Consider the following 15,308-nt stretch of genomic DNA (forward strand, 5'->3'; position numbering starts at 1 on the left):
CTAAACACTAATTCTTTCCGTCCACGTTCGACGCCTCCTCGAACTGGCGGAGCATCTCGGGCAGGGCCAGGCGGCCGCGGGCGTACTTGGCGGCCTCGGTCGCCGGGTAGTCCCAGCGGCACTTGTTGTACGCCTCGAACGCCTTCTTCATGTTGTTCCCGGTCCGGTGGCTCTCCCCGGCCCAGAACATCGCGTCCGGCGCGAGCTGGTCCTCGCGGAACGTCTTGGTGAACTTCTCGAACGACTCGGCGGCCTTGGTGTACTGCTTGTCCTTGAAGTAGCACTGGCCGACGCGGAACGCCATCTTCGGGGCCAGCCGGTGGCTCTCGAACTTCTCCAGGAACTTCTCGCCCACCTGGGCCGCGACCTTGAAGTTCTCGGCCCGGTAGAAGTGGTCGTTGATGTTCACCATCACGTCGGCGATCAGCTCGCTCTTGGGGTACGTCGCAGCCAGCGTGACGTACGCCTCCAGCGCCTGGTTGAACTCGCCGGCCTTCTCGTACGACTGCGCCATCTTGTACTGCGCGTGCGGCGCGAGGGCGTGGTCCGGGTACTGCTTCACGATCGTCTGGTACGCCTGCACCGCCTCGCCGTACTGCTTCAGCTCCTGGGCGAACTGGCCGAGCAGGAACGACACCCGCGGCGTGTACTTGGGGTTCGGGTAGTCCTCGATCACCTCGCGGAGCACCCGGCGGCCGGCCTCCAGGTCGGCCCGGGCCTCGGGCTCGCGGCCCAGGCTCTTGTGGCTCTTGAACAGTTCGAAGTGGCTCTCGGCGATGTGGAACTGGGTCTCCACCGCCAGCGCCTCGTCGGTGAACGTCTTGCTGAACGCCTGGAGTTTCCCGTCGGTGCCGATGACCACGGCCACGGTCACGGCCGACTCGTACTTGCCCTCGACGGCGCTGGCCGCCCGCTCGTCGGTGTACGCCAGCTCGATCGTGTCGCCGAAGTAGCACTCCAGCTCGGGCGCGTCCTGCTTCAGGTTCCCCGCCGCGGGCTTCTCGGCCGGCTTGAGCAGCAGCGACCCGGTGAACACGCCGCTGTGGGCCAGCGTCTCCACCAGCTCGACCGTCTCGTCCTCGCCCCGCTTGGTGCGGATGCGGACCTTGGCCGTGTCGCGCTCCGGGGTGCGGTCCGCGTCGGCGTCCACGACCCGCAGGAACAGCCGCTCGCCGACGTGGACCGAGGTCACGTCCCGGGCGTACTCGGAGTCGGTGCAGGTGAGCTTGCCGTCGGTGAGCAACCGGGCGGCGGCGACCAGCGCGGCCGGCGCGCCGGGCCGCTTCTCGTCCTTGTACTCGGCCTCGACCACGTCCGCCCCGGTCAGGTTCAGCACCTTGGTGATGAGGGTCTTGTCCCGCTTCCCGTCGTCGCCCATGTCGTCCTTCGGCAGCACCGGCCCGCCGATCAAGTCGCGGGGCATGGACGCGGTCAGCGGCACGAGCGCGGCCGTGTCCTTGCCGCCGAGTTGCATGATGACCTGCCCGGTGAACCGGCCCTCCTGGAGCGCGGTCCCGGGGCGGTCCGGGAGCCCGCTGCTGCCGAGCCGGCGGTCGTTCAGGACGCACTCGACCTCGACCTCCGCGCCGGTGGTGGTCTTCAACTTCACGACGACCTTGCTGCTGCTGTCCTTGGCCGCGTCGCGGTCGACGACCTCGACGGTGAACGGGGCCTCGAACGCGACCCCGGCGGCCGCCTTCGGGTCGGGCTCGCCCGGCTGGGCCGGGAGGTAGCGGACCTGCGGGGGCACGACGACCGCGAACTGGCCCGCGGGCTGCGGGGGCCGGGTCGTGCGGGTCTCGACGACCCGCACCTTGCCCGCGGTCGGCTCGTTCACGTACACCACGGCCTCGCGGAACGACCCGTGGCCGGGGACCGTGTTCTGCTGGTCGAAGTACCGCAGCGCGACGCGGTCGCCGGGCTTCACCGCGAGCTTGTCGCCGGCGGGCGCGGCCGCGGTGTCCACCTCCTTGGTGAACACGCCGCTGTTCTCCTGCGTCTCGGTCGCCTCCAGCTCGATCGGGGGGCCGTCGTTCACCTGGACCTGGACCTTGATCTTGTCCGGGCCGGCGGTCGCGTCCATGTCGTAGTCGGTCACCTCGATGACGATCCGCTCGCCCGGGTCGATCCGGAGCAGCTCCTTGCGCCGCGTGGACACCTCGCCGTTCGGCCCCTTGAGGAAGTCGTAGGCGATGGGGTGGATGGCCGCGTTGTGGTACGTCGCGGTCAGCTTGGCCGCGAGGAGCCGCGAGCCGCCGGTGGTGTTCACGTCGTCGATGTACGTCGCCGTGACCACGTCGCCGCCGGAGATCTCCAGCACGTCGTTCGTCGCGAGCGACAGCAGGTCGGCCTCGGTCGGGATGTGCAGCGCGTTCTTCTCGGTGTCGCGGACCTCGACGTGGTTGACCGCCACGGCCTCGCCGCGGTACTCGTGGATCACGAGCCGGACGTGGCGGAGGTTCATCGCCGGGAACTTGAAGTCCCACGACGTGCCCTCCTTGTCGGCGGTCGCCTCGCCGAGCGGCCGCGGGGCCGGGGCGGCCTTGGCCTCGGGGCGGGTCAGGTCGAAGTCGCTGGCGCGGAACGGGGCGGTGGTCACCAGTTCGGTGACCGCGTCGCCGCTCGCCCACCGGGCCTCGAGGGTGTTCGTGTTCGGGCCGGCGGCCGCGAAGATGGTGACGACGTGCGAGCCGGCGTCGAGGTACACGTCGGCGTGCCGGCCGTTCGGGCCGACCGGCAGTTCGAGCCGGCCGTCGACCATCAGCGCCGTCTTCTCGCCGGTGACCGCGAACCGGACGGCCCCGCTCTTCGGCTGCACGACCTTGCCGTGCCACACGACGCTGGTCGCCGGCTTCGCCTTCTCGTCGGGCTGGCGGGTCCAGAACAGGTCGGCCGCCTTGCCTTCCGCAATGGGCTTGGCGGTCTTGGTCAGCGCGACGACCTGGTCCCACGCGGCGTACCCGTGGCCGTCGGCGCGGAAGACGCGGGCGGTCATCTCGCCGGCGTCACCGGCGACCGGGGTCACCTTCGGGTCCGGGTGCGTGGCCGCGAGGCGGAACCACAGCCGGCCGTCCTCGCTGCCCTCCAGGGTCACGCGGATCGGGGCGTTGCGGGCCGCGTTCGGGGTCCACACCGTGACGCGGTCGGCCCGCTTCAGGTCCTTCATGTCGATGCTCAAGAGCTTGGGCGTCACGCCGTCCGGCTCGCTGAGCCACGCGGTCTTCTTGTCCTTGTCGATGGCCATGAGCGGGCTGTGGTCGATGGCGGTGTTCGTGGCCAGCGCCCCGGCGGGCAGTTCGCCGGTCTTCGCGGTGCCCTCGAAGATGCCCGTGTGCGGGCCGGTCTCGGTCAGCACCGCGGTCACCTGGTCGCCGCCGGCCGACACGAGCTTGACCGCGATCTTGTCGGGCTGGTCGGACACGTCGCGGTCGGCGTCCCGGACGCGGACGTACACGACGTTGCCGGGCTTCACCTGGTCCTTGGGCCGGTCGAGCCCCTTGCGCTTGTCCTCGCCGGGCTCGTCGCGGGCCTCGCGGGCCAGCTTGGCGCTGAACGTCTCCTCGTCCTCGTCGATGATCTTGCCGCTGGACACGTCGAGCCGGCCGTCGGCCGCGATGCGGATCTCGGCGTCGGGCAGCGGGGCGTCCTTGAACTCCTTCTTGAACTCCGGCGGGTAGTCGACGCGGATGGTGTCCTTGCCGGTGAGCTGCAGGACGCGGTCGTTCTTGGCCGCGGCCCCGAGGCGGGTCTCCAGGTCGGCCCGGAACAGCCCCTTGCCCGCGCCGCCGGAGATCAGGTAGATGGTCTCGACGTCGCCGCCCGGCTCGGTGGTCACCTGCACCGGGATGCGGCTGTGCCCGCGGCTCACGCCCAGGTCGCTGTCCTGCACCACGATCGAGAGCGCCTCGCCCGGGGTATGGTACCGCTTGCTGGCGCGGCCCAGGCGGCCGACGGTGCGGAGCAGTTCGAGCTGGTCGACGTACCGCTGCTCGGCCCCGTACACCTCGGACAGGTTGTACAGCGCCTGGTTGGCCAGCTCGATGTTCGGGACGCGCTCGAGCACGCTGCGGAAGATGGCGCGGGCCTCGTCTCTGTCGCCGCGGCGCGACGCGAGGACGCCGCGGAGGAACTCGGCCCGGATCACCACGTCGCGGTCCCGGCTCCCGGCGAGCCGCTCGAACGCCTGCTCGGCCTGGTCGTACACCTTCTGCTCCATGAACGTCTCGCCGATCCCGAAGTCGGCGTCCACGGCCTGGGCGGTCTTGGGGTACTTGTTGAGCAGGGTGGTGAACTCGGCCCGGGCCAGGTCGTACCGCTTCGACTTGAAGTAGTTCCGGCCCAGGAGCAGTTGCACGCGGGCCTTCTCGACGTCGTCCACTTCCTTCACGTCGGCGTTCTTGATGAGCCACGCGCGGAGCGTGTCCTCGACGCGGGTGTGGTTGTCTTCGCCGCCGGCGGCGATGTGGTTCTCGCACACGAACACCAGCAGGTCCACGGGCACCTCGGCCCGGTGCTCGTCGAACAGCTTCTGGTTGGCGAGGTACGTCTCGAACGCGAGCTTCTGGTCGCCGAGCCGGAGCTGCAGCGCCGCGGAGAGGAGCGGCGCGAGGGGGCTCTTCTCGTCGATGACCGCGCCGCCCGCGGCCCCGAGCCGGGTGTACGCCTGGGTGAGCAGGTCGCGGCCGGCCTTGCGGCGGCCCTCGTCGAGGGCCGGGAACGTGCCGAGCATCGAGCTCATGAGGGTGGCCGCGCCCATGTAGTCCTTGCGGCCCATCGCGCCCTGGACGTACGGGGCGAGGTAGTCGAAGTCGGTCGAGTCGCCGTACCCGAGCAGGGCGGCCCCGCTCAGGGCCAGGAGCCGCTTCATCGGCGGCATCTTCGCGGCCTCGTCGAGTTCCAGCAGGGCCGCCTGCGCGACCATCGACGCCCGCTGGATCTGCAGGTCGCGGACGATCGTGAACAGCTTCTGCTTGTCGGCGGGGGTGATGACCGGGGCCTTGGGCAGCTTCGGGTCGACCGGCGCGGCCGGGTTCGGCGGCACGTAGGCGCGGTACCCGCCGACCCAGTTCGCGAGCGCCTGCCACTCGTTCTCCGGGGGCTGCGCGCCGAAGGGGGTGTCGCGGACCTTGTCGGCCGCCGGGCCGAGCAGCTTCGCGGCCCCGTCGAGGTCGTTGGCCTTCACCATCAGGTCGGCGCGCCACACGGCGAAGCTGAAGTGCCAGCCGCTCTCCTTCGCGAGCAGCCCGTCGATGAACTTGGCCTTCGCCGCGTCGTCGGGCTGGAGCGCGAGGAGCCGCGCCGCGCACTGCACGTAGTCCTGCGAGTACGGGTTCCCGGCCAGCGCCTTCTCCCAGCACTCCTTGGCCTCGGCCTTCAGACCGAGCGCCGCGAGCGTGTCGCCGATCGTGGTTGCGTTGCCGTTGTCGTACCCGTGCTTGTCGAACATCTTCTTGGTCCACGCCCACGCCTGGGTGGCGACGGCGTTGTCCTTGAAGTGCCCGGCGGCGGTGAACAGGCGGCGGGCCAGGTCGGTGTTGAGGGCGGTCGGTTCGAGGGCCAGTACGACCGGCGCGGCCGCGCGGAACGCGTCGGGCTTGTTGAAGTCGGTCGCGTGGTTCAGGTACACCGCGGCCGGGTCGAACGCCTTCGGGAACCGCGCGGCCCAGGCCTTGGCGGTCTCGATGCTCTTGAGCCGCTCGGCGTCGTTCGGCCCGTAGTGCCGCTGGTAGTGCTGCTGGTGAGAGAACAAGCTGTCGACCACGTCGTCGGGCAGGGCCGCGGTGTCGGCGAGGATCTTGGCGCGGGCCGCGGCCGCCTGCGGGGACCACATATTCTGCGCGTTGGCGGTGTCGAGCGCGACCCACAGGGCGTTCACGGGTTCTTTGTCGCTCGCGGAAAGTGCGGCCTGCACGGCCTTGGCGCGGGCCACGGTGTCCTTGTTGCCGAGCCGCCCCTGCGCCCACGCGGCGAGCGTGCCCCGGTAGGTGTTGATCCACGGGAACTTCCGCCGGGCCTCGACGGTGCGGGCCACGTCGGCGGCGAACTCGGCCTCGTCGGCCGGGGTGTCGAGGAGCCAGTTGACCGCGCCGCTGGTGGTGCCGTCGTTGAACGGGAACTGGAACGCGAGTTCGCGGGCCACGGCCTTCGCGGCCGGGACGTTCTGCGCCCGGTCGCGGAGCAACTCGAACGCGAGCGAGTACCGCAGCGCCGCGGCGTGGTACGGGGCCGGGTTCTTGGCGATCGCGTCGCGGAGCACCTTCTCGGCGGCCGCGAGGCGGTTGGCCTTCACGGTCTTGTCCGCGTCGCCGCCGAACAGGCCGACGTAGGCCGACGGGGCGCCGTGCGAGCGGGCGTCGAACGGGAGCACGCCGGCGAGGACCTGCTCGGCCCGCGCCGCGTCCTTGTTGTTGGCGGCCACGCCGGCGAGCCGCACGAGGGCCGCGAACCGGTCGGGCCGGGCCGGGAACTTCGCGACGTAGTCGTTGACGGTCGGCTCGAACTCGGGCACCTTCGGGTTGGTCTGGACCAGTTCCTCGATGAGCCGCATGTGCAGGTCGGGGCGGGGCGGGGCGTTCGCGACGGCCAGCGCCTTGCGGAAGCTCTCGGCGGCGTTCACCCGCTGCCCGAGGCGGCTGAAGTTCTCGGCCATGCGGGAGTGGAGGAGCTGGAGGTAGTACGGGCTCGCGGGCGGGCTCTTGGCGAGGAGCTTCGCGCCGACCTGGTTCGACTTGGCCCACTGGCTGAGCCGCTCCTGGGCGTCGAACGCGCTCCACCCGGCGCTGGTGGCCGGGCCGCCGGCCGGGAGCTTGTCGAGCATCTCCTCGCCGAGCGCCGCGGCCTTGGCGAGCGCGTCGGGGTTGTTGACGGCGTAGTACAGGCCGATGGCGTCGCGGCCGGTCCGCTGGCCCTCGGGGGTCGGCCCGAGCCGCTTCCAGTGCGCGTCCTGGATCGCGGCGGTGGCGGCGTAGTCGTTGGACCGGCGGACCAGCCGGGCGAGCCACCGCTCGACGTCGGCGCTCGCCGGGTCGCCCGGGTGCCGGGTCAAGAACTGGCGCCCGGTGGCGACCAGCTCCTTGTTCCGGCCCGTGGCCTGGAGCCCGTCGATCAGCTTGAGCATCACGTCCTTGTGCGCCGGGTGCGTGACGTGCTGGGTGACGAACGCCTGGGCCGTGCGGACGAGGCCGAACGGGCGGCCGTTCTCGTGGTACAGGTTCACGAGCTTGAGTTGCAGCTCGGCCCCGTCCTTACTCGTGCTGCTGGTCTTGGCGAGTTGCGCCTCGAGCGCGGCGGCCTGCTTGCCGGCCTCGTCGATGTCGCCCTCGACGGGCGGGGCCTTTTTGTCGGCCGGGGCCGGTTGCTGGTGCGCGACCGCGACGCCGAGCATCGCGAGGAACAGCGCCGTCAGGGGCAGGGTGCGGGTGAGCATATCGGGATACCGGACTCGGGTAGTGTGCGGGTGGGGCGAGCGGGGGACGCGGGTCCCCCGGCGGCGTGCGGTGCGTGCGGTCAGTTCCCGGCCTTGCGGAGCGCCTCGGAGATCTTCTTGGCGTCGGGGGCCAGCGGGCTCTCGGGGAAGTCGGCGATCATCTGGTCGAACTGCTTGCGGGCGTCCGCCTTCTTGTCGAGGCGGTACAGGCACCGGCCGTAGTTGAACAGGATCACGTCGAGGAACTTGGCGTCGGGGTGGGTGCGGAGCACGGACTCGAACACGTCGATGGCGCGGGCGTAGTCCTTCTGAACGTAGTAGTAGTTGGCCATCTTCGCGACCGCCTCGCCGACCCGGCCGCTGTCCGGGAACTGGTCGAAGACCTTCTTGTACTCCTGGAACGACTGGTCGTAGAGCTGCTGGGACCGCGCGCCCTCGGCGGCCTTGGCCATCTCCTCGTAGCACTCGGCGATGCCGAACTGGGCCTCGCCCCGGAGCGGGCTCTTCTCGAGCCGCAGCACGCTCGTGTAGATCCCGATGGCCCGCTGGAGTTGCGATTGCTTGCGCGACACGTCGGCCAGTTGGAGCAGCGCGGCGTCCACGAACTCGCTGTTCGGGAAGTCCCGCTGGAGCCGCTGGCTCATCGCGGCCGCGAGGTCGAGCTTGTCCATCTCGAAGTAGATCTTCCAGAGCTGGACGTAGGTCTCCTCGAGGGTGCGGCCGCCGAGCTTCGTGGCCTCGGCGCTGATCTCCTCGCACATCGTCATCGCGGCCTGGTACTTGTCGTCGGCGTTCTTCTTGAGGCCGAACTCCTTGTACCGGTTGCCGATGTTCGTCAGCGCGCTGGCGGTCTTGAGTTGGGTGCGGACCCGGAGCTCCTGGTCCGAGATCTGCGTCTGCGACACGCGGACGCTGCCGAGGCTGCCCTCGACGACGCGGGCCTTGAACACGACGGTCCGCGGCTCGCCGGTCACGTTCCGGGCGTCCCCGTAGGTCAGCACGATGAGGTCGTTCGGCTGCGCCTGGAGGACCTGGTCGCCGGCGGTGGCGGTCTCGGCCTTCTCCAGCGAGACGACCGCGCGGAACGTGCCGGAGTGGATGGTGCCGTCGTCCTTCGGCGGCTCCGGTTGCTTGGGCTCGTCCTTCTTGGGCTCCTCTTTCTTCGCCTCGGGCTGCTTGGGCTCGTCCTTCTTCGGTTCGGCGTCCTTCTTGGGCTCCTCGCCGTCCTTCTTGGGCTCGGCGTCCTTCTTCGGCTCGTCGGTCGGGATGATGACGAGGGGGACGTTCTCCGGGAGGACGCGGACGATCTTCGCCTCGCTGAGGACGACGTCGACCTTGTCGATCTTCTTGAACCGCTCGAGCTTGTTCGGGTCGGCCTTGCCGACGGGTGGGTCCACGCCCTTGCCGCCGGGGCCGGCCTCGGCCGCGAGCTCCTCGGGGGTCTTCTCGCGGTACACCTCGACGGTCGCCTTGAGCACGTCGGCCCCGTCGGTCAGGTCGAAGTCGGCGTCCACGACCTGGAGGTGGATGCCGCGGCCGAGGACGACGCCCTGGAGCGTCTCGGAGTACGCGCCGTCGGTGACCGCGGCGGTCGCGGTGCCGACGACCGGCACGTCCCTGGCGACCACGTTCTCCTTGGCCCCCGCGGCGGTGTGGACGTCGCGGTACGAGATCTTGATCGTGTCGCCGCCCTTGATTTCGAGGCGGCCGTTGTTCGGGACCGAGCGGCCGAGGGTGGTCGGGAGCGTGCCGACGACGACCCGCACGTTGCGGCCGATGGGCACGCACTCGACGGTCTCGACGTCGCCGCTGGCCGCCTCGACCTTCACCGGGACGGTCTTGCCCTGCTCCAGCGCGGCGAGGTCGGCGTCCTCGATGCGGACGAACAGCCGCTTGCCGGCCTCGAGCACCTCGGCGACCGGCTTGACCCCCTCGGCCCCCTTGTCGGGCGGGGGCAGGGCGGTGCCGACGCGCTCAAGGGCGCTGATCGCCCGGCTGTAGTGCCCCTGCTTGAAGTGGCCCAGGCCGATGTAGTAGTACGCGCGGTTCACCTGCGGGCTCACCGGGAACTTCTCGATCACGTCCCGCATGTACTTGAACGTCTTCCCGAAGTTGCCGCTCTCGTAGTAGCACTCGCCGATGCGGAGGGTGGCCTCGGCCCGCTGCTCCTCGTTCGGGTTGTCCTCGACGGCGGCCGACTCGAAGTAGGTCCGGGCCCGGTCGTAGGCGCGGTCCTTGTTGAGCAGGTGGTTGCCGAGCTTCAGGTGGGCGTCGAACCGCACCTTGCTCCGCGGGTACCGCTCGATCACCGACTGCCACACCTCGATGGCCTTGGCGGGCTCGCCGGCGTCGAGCCGGGCGTCGCCGGCCTCGAGCAGCTTGCGGGCGGTGCGGTCCTCGACGATCGACCCGCGCTCGGGCGAGCCCTTGTCCTTGCCCTTGTCCTTGTCCTTCGCCTTGGCGTCCTGGCCGGCGGGCGCGCCGTGGGTGGCGAGCATCGGGACGACGAGGCAGCCCAGCACGAAGCCGGGCACGGCCAGGCGCAAGCGGGTGGCGGCGGTGCTCATTTACGGATCGACTCCAAAAGAGGAGACGCAGCGAAACCCGGGCGTGCGGCGGGCGGGGCTCGGTTCGGTCTCGGCTTGGCTCAAGGCGGCGGGTTGTGCGGAACCCCACGCGGAAGGGCGGCCCTTCACTTGTGTGCGTGGCTGGCGACCGTGCGGGGGCAGCAGGAATCCCGCGGTTGGAAGTCGCCGAACAATCGGTTCTGCGGGTTAAGTTTGTCCAACCGGCGACGGGATTGCAAGCGGCAAATTCGACGCAATCCGAACTTTTTCCGCGAAACACAATCTTTGACAGACCGCCGCGAGTCGGTACGATGGAATCCGCCCGCCGCACGCTGCCTCACCCCGCCCCGACGCCTTTTCCCCATAGCACCCCGATGCAACCACCCCGCACCAACCAGAACGGCGAACTCGCCAAGGTCGCGACCGCGGACCCGGGCCGCATCGCCGACGTCCTCCCCCACCGCGCCAAGACCCCGCAGGAGGCGCTCGGCCTCTCCGGTACCGGCGGCCTGTTCAAGGCGTCGCTCCAGGCGACCGTGCTGTTCGGCCTCGTCATCGGCCTGCTCACCGTCGTCCCGTACTTCCTGCAGAAGCCGCAGGACGGCGCGAAGGCGGCCGCCCCGGCCCCGCCCGACGAGAAGACCGACGACACGACCGCCCCGGCCCCGCAGCCGAAGGGCACGACGGACCCGGCCACGAAGACCCCCGCCACCCCGACCGGCCCGAAGGTGCAGCCGAAGGACGACCTGCTCAACAAGCTCGGCGAGACCGGCACGAAGTCCGGCACCCCCAAGTCGAAGGACCCGTTCAAGGCCGGCGGCGAGGACGACCTGCCGGGACTCAAGTAACACGTTTCGGGTGCCGCCTGCGGCTGCGCCTTCGATGCGATGTGCAACGTGGTGGAGGGGCTGAGTGGTGCCCCTCACCCGCCGCGGTCAAAGCCCCCCGTAGGAACGGGGCGAGGTGGGGTTCCCGGACCCCTCACCGGCACCGTGATCGGACCCGCTCAAGAAGAAACCAACTACCCCCACCTCGCCCCGTTCCTACGGGGAGAGGTCGCGACGAGGCTCTTCGAGTCGCGGGTGAGGGGCTCCACCTGAAACGCCGACCGACCACGCCGACTTATTCCGCGCCCGATTCAACGACCTGCGGGTTGTCACCCCGAACTCCGAACTCCCGGCGAGACCCCCGTGAACCGCCTTCGCCTGACTCTTCCGCGGGCCGCGCTCCTCACCGGCCTGTACCTGCTCGCGTGGGCCGGCCTCGCGGTGTTCCGCGCCTTCGCCACCGGCGGCTCGCTCGGCGACCCCGCGAACTTCGCCCTGTTCGGCCACGACGTGCTGCCGGCCCTCGGGTGGGCCGTCGACCCGGGCGGGTGGATCGGCCTGTACCTGATCGGCGGCGTCGGCGTCGTGTACCTCCTGGAGTGGGCCGCGCGGCGGATCGAGGTCCGGTCGCAGCCCGCCGACCCGGACGCCCGGCCGCTCATCTCGGTGTGCGGCGAGACCCCCGGCGGCCGCCGCGGGTACTGGAACCCGCTCGACCCGGCCGCCCACCTCTACACGTTCACCCCGGCGTTCCTCGCCTCGATCCTCTTGGTGCCCGTGGCCGTCGCCGCGTGGCTCCCGGTCGTCATCGAGAAGGTGATGCTCGTGCCCAGCGCCACGCCGCTCCTCGGGGCGCGGGTGATGGACCTCTACAAGACGCTCCACGGCACCTGGGCGCCGTCGATCCTCGCGTTCCTCGCGGTGATCTCCCTGGCCACGGCACTCGCGCAGGCCCGGCGGGTGCGGCAGTCGCTGTCGGTCCTCACCGCGTACTCGCTCGTGTTCCTGCTCGCGTACTTCATCGCGCACCAGTCCGCGGCGGCCGGCGACGAGATCGAGTCCGACATCCCGGCCGGCGGCGGGAACGACTCGATCAAGGCGACCGCCGTGAAGGTGCAGAAGGTGGTCCGCAAGAAGTACGTCATCAACCCGTACAGCTCGATCGTGTTCGCCGCGCCGCCGCCGATCGACAAGATCGAGATGAAGTTCAACGAGGAGACGGCGAACCAGTACAAGGCCGGGAGCGGGCCGGGCGGGCTCGGCCAGGGGGCCGGGAAGGGCGGCGGGTTCGGCAGCGGCACCGGCAGCGGGAAGTACGAACTGGTCCGCCTGCGGCACTCCGACGGTTCGTGGAACAAGAACTTCGGCGTCGGCGGCGACCGCAACCTGCTGGCCGAGTTGAAGGCCCGCGAGCCGCTCGTGAAGATCGCGGAGGAGGACAAGTCGATCGACTTCCAAACGCTCGCCCGGGCCGCGGCGAAGAAGCCGTTCCCGCTCATCTACATCGGCGGCGCGCACACGTTCTCTCCCACTGAAGCCGAGCGGAAGATCCTCCGCGAGTACCTCATCGACAAGCACGGCATGGTGCTCGGCGACAACCTCGGGGGCCACGGGTTCCACCACAACTTCGTGGCCGAGATGAACCGGATCACGGGCGTGACCGCGGTCGTCGTCCCCCGCGACGACCGCATCCACCAGCGCCCCTACGACCTGCCGCAACTGCCGTTCGTCGTGAACCACGCGCCGGGCAGCAAGGCCGAGCCGCTCGGGTGGAAGATCGACGGCCGGTGGGCCGTGTACTACCACCCCGGCGCGCTCAGCGACGCCTGGCGCGACGACCACGCCGGCATCAAGAAGGCCGTCTGGGAGAACTGCTACCAGCTCGGCATCAACATCCTCTTTTACGCCTACGCGGAGCAAGACAAGTGGCGCTCAGCACAGCAACAGTGATCGCGCGGACGGCCGTTCGGTGGGCGTCGGCGGCCGCGCTGCTCCTCGGGGCGGTCGCCGCGGCGGACGCGGCCGGGCCGCGCGACCACCAGATGGACCTGAAGCGGTGGGAGAAGCTCAAGGAGGCCGAGCGGTTCCAGCTCACGGCCGCCGATCGCCTCTACAACGCCCACCAGTTCAAGGCCGCCGCCGACGAGTACGAGAAGTTCCTCAAGCTGTACGAGACGAGCGAGGGCGCACCCTACGCGCAGCTCAAGTACTCGCACTGCCTCGTGAGCCTGCGGAAGCAGAACGCGGCCATCAAGGACGGGTACCAGACGCTCCTCGACTACTTCCCGGACTCGCCCGAGGCGCCGATCGCGGCCATCCTGATCGCGCAGACGTACCGCGAGATCGGCGACATCAAGCCCGCGAAGAAGGCGTACGCGAAGGCGATCACCGCGTACCCGGCGCACGTCGCCGCGGTGTGGGCGCGGCTCGACCTGGCCGCCATCGCGGAGAAGGAGAACGACGCCGAGACCCGGGTGAACCTGCTCCGCCAGCTCACGTTCGACGTCGAGCGGAAGGGCGGCGCGGCCGAGCCGTGCGTGAACGCCGCCCGGCAGTACACGCAGATCGTGTTCCACGCGGGCAACTTCGACGAGGGGCTCAAGGCACTGTCCACCACCTGCGGCGAGGCGCAGCTCGTCCCGCACCTGATGGAGGGGCACCACGGCGGGCTCCCGCAGGTGGTCCACGCCCTCACCGGGTCGATGGACGAGGCGACGCGGAAGCGCGGCGAGAAGCTGGCCGACGCGAGTTGCGGGTGGCTCAAGGCCCGCTCGGCGGAACTGCTCAAGGACGAGAAGACGAAGCCGCTGGGGGTCGCGGCGTGGTACGCGGTCGCGGGGGTCCGGCACGCCGCCCGGCAGCCCGACAAGGAGAAGGCCGTGTACGACGAGATCGTCGCGGCGCTCGGGGCCGACGACAACGCCCTCGGGCACCTCGCGCAGTGGTACAAGAACAACCAGAAGCGCGAGGAGGCCCGCGCGACCTACGCCAAGTTCAAGGACGCGGTCGCGGGCAAGGCGGCCATCGCCGCGAGCTACGACGAGGAGACCCCGCGGCAGACCGACAAGGCGGTCGCGATCTACCGCGAGCTGGCGGCCGACGCCGCGACCGCGCCGAAGTGGCTGGCCGCGGCCGCGTGGTCGTACCGCCAGGGCGGCAAGCCCGACCCGGCCATCGCAATGTACCGCGAGCTGCTCACCGCCGACGCCAAGAACGCCGCCGAGTACCACTTCCAGATCGCCGAGACGCTGTACTACGCGCACCGGTGGAAGGAGTGCATCACCGCGTACCGCGGCACCGACCGGTACCCGCACAACTACCAGCACATGGCCGCGGCGCACCGCCAGTTGAAGGAGTACGACGAGGCGATGGCGCTGTACCGGCAGGTGATCGCGTCGTCGATGGACAAGAACCTGTCGGCGTCGATGTACTGGGAGATCAGCCAGACGCAGGAGGCCGCGGGGAAGAAGGAGGACGCGATCAAGACGCTGAAGTTCATCTGCAGCACCTTCCCGAAGACCGGCCACGGGAGCCACGCGCACGCCCGGCTCAACGAGGTGTACAAGATCCCCGTGACCCTCGGCGGCGACAAGGACTGATGCCGAACCTCATGCATTCGTTTCGGTCGGGTGGGGCAGGCATTCTTGCCTGCCTCCAACCGCTTCCGGAGGCAGGCAAGAATGCCTGCCCCACCACGGGCAACTGTTCCACGCGATTCGGGATGATACCGGATCCGGTTGATCCGTACCCGTGGCGTCCTGGTCCGAGCCCGAGCGCCGAGCGAGGGTCGACGTGAACCCTCGCTCGGCGCTCGGGCTCGGGCCAAGACGAACCCAACAGATCCGGTCCGACCCGGGCGGATCGCGTGCGCCCCGGCCTCACGCCGGCGCCTCGGGCTCGCGTGCCTCGCGCTCGAGGCACGTCGGGCAGATCCCGTGGGAGATCCGGCAGTCCGTCACCTCGGCCATGTACTGCTCGACGGACTGCCAGTAGTTCTGGTCGCTCCGCACCCGCCGGCACCACGCGCACACCGGGATCAGCCCCTGCAGGCGGTGGATGCGGGCCAGCGAGTCCTCGAGTTCGCGGACCCGGTCGGCGAACGCCTGCTGGAGGGCGACGACCCGCTCGCCGACCCGGATCCGGGACTGGAGCTCGGCCCGGTCGAACGGCTTGACGACGTAGTCGTCGGCCCCGCTCTCGAGCCCGGCGACCACGTCCTGGCTGTCGTTCTTCGAGGTGAGGAGGATCGTGTACGTGGGCACCGGGCGGCCGAGGGCCCGCGCCCGGCGGCACACCTCCGGCCCCTCCAGCCCGGGCATTACCCAGTCGAGGATGGCGAGCTTCGGGGCGTCGTCGGCCCGCAGCGCGGCCCACGCGGCCTCGCCGTCGGAGGCGGCCACGACCTCGTGCCCCCACCCCTTCACCGTGCGCTCCAGGATGGTCCGGGAGACGACCTCGTCGTCGGCGATCAGGATTCGCATAGTTGGG

Annotated in this window: 6 protein-coding genes; 3 read left to right on the forward strand and 3 right to left on the reverse strand. The window is 70.2% G+C overall.

Annotated elements, in window-relative coordinates:
* Positions 1-7: 7 nt before the first annotated feature.
* Positions 8-7,426 carry a tetratricopeptide repeat protein gene (locus ACTIGN_RS32345; protein ID WP_439631758.1) on the reverse strand — a complete coding sequence of 2,473 codons (7,419 nt, stop codon included), beginning with the start codon at positions 7,424-7,426 and terminating at the stop codon, positions 8-10.
* An 80-nt stretch (positions 7,427-7,506) separates the two neighbouring features.
* A complete protein-coding gene (locus ACTIGN_RS32350) occupies positions 7,507-9,993 on the reverse strand; it encodes a tetratricopeptide repeat protein (RefSeq protein ID WP_439631760.1) in 2,487 nt (828 codons plus the stop codon).
* 374 nt (positions 9,994-10,367) lie between these two features.
* Between ACTIGN_RS32350 and ACTIGN_RS32355 the strand changes: the two genes are divergently transcribed.
* The 3 genes from ACTIGN_RS32355 (at position 10,368) to ACTIGN_RS32365 (ending at position 14,419) form a co-directional block, all read left to right on the forward strand.
* Complete coding sequence (locus ACTIGN_RS32355) at positions 10,368-10,841, forward strand: hypothetical protein (protein WP_439631762.1); 474 nt, start codon at positions 10,368-10,370, stop codon at positions 10,839-10,841.
* 342 nt (positions 10,842-11,183) lie between these two features.
* The gene (locus ACTIGN_RS32360) at positions 11,184-12,770 is read left to right on the forward strand and encodes a DUF4159 domain-containing protein (RefSeq protein ID WP_439631764.1); all 1,587 of its coding nucleotides are present in this window, start codon (positions 11,184-11,186) and stop codon (positions 12,768-12,770) included.
* Positions 12,746-14,419, forward strand: a complete 1,674-nt coding sequence (locus ACTIGN_RS32365; protein ID WP_439631766.1) for a tetratricopeptide repeat protein — start codon at positions 12,746-12,748, stop codon at positions 14,417-14,419. Before ACTIGN_RS32360 ends, ACTIGN_RS32365 begins: the two co-directional genes overlap by 25 nt.
* Positions 14,420-14,698: 279 nt before the next feature.
* On the opposite strand, the gene ACTIGN_RS32370 is transcribed toward ACTIGN_RS32365, so the two are convergent.
* Positions 14,699-15,301 carry a response regulator transcription factor gene (locus ACTIGN_RS32370; protein WP_439631768.1) on the reverse strand — a complete coding sequence of 201 codons (603 nt, stop codon included), beginning with the start codon at positions 15,299-15,301 and terminating at the stop codon, positions 14,699-14,701.
* Positions 15,302-15,308 lie beyond the last annotated feature (7 nt).

The sequence above is a fragment of the Gemmata sp. genome (genome assembly GCF_051859125.1).
Taxonomy (GTDB): Bacteria; Planctomycetota; Planctomycetia; order Gemmatales; family Gemmataceae; genus Gemmata.

What these genes read in the sequence shown, in the direction of transcription:
- ACTIGN_RS32355 (WP_439631762.1), top strand. Translation starts at nt 10,368, where the DNA reads ATGCAACCACCCCGCACCAACCAGAACGGCGAACTCGCCAAGGTCGCG.
- ACTIGN_RS32350 (WP_439631760.1), bottom strand. Translation starts at nt 9,993, where the DNA reads ATGAGCACCGCCGCCACCCGCTTGCGCCTGGCCGTGCCCGGCTTCGTG.
- ACTIGN_RS32345 (WP_439631758.1), bottom strand. Translation starts at nt 7,426, where the DNA reads ATGCTCACCCGCACCCTGCCCCTGACGGCGCTGTTCCTCGCGATGCTC.
- ACTIGN_RS32370 (WP_439631768.1), bottom strand. Translation starts at nt 15,301, where the DNA reads ATGCGAATCCTGATCGCCGACGACGAGGTCGTCTCCCGGACCATCCTG.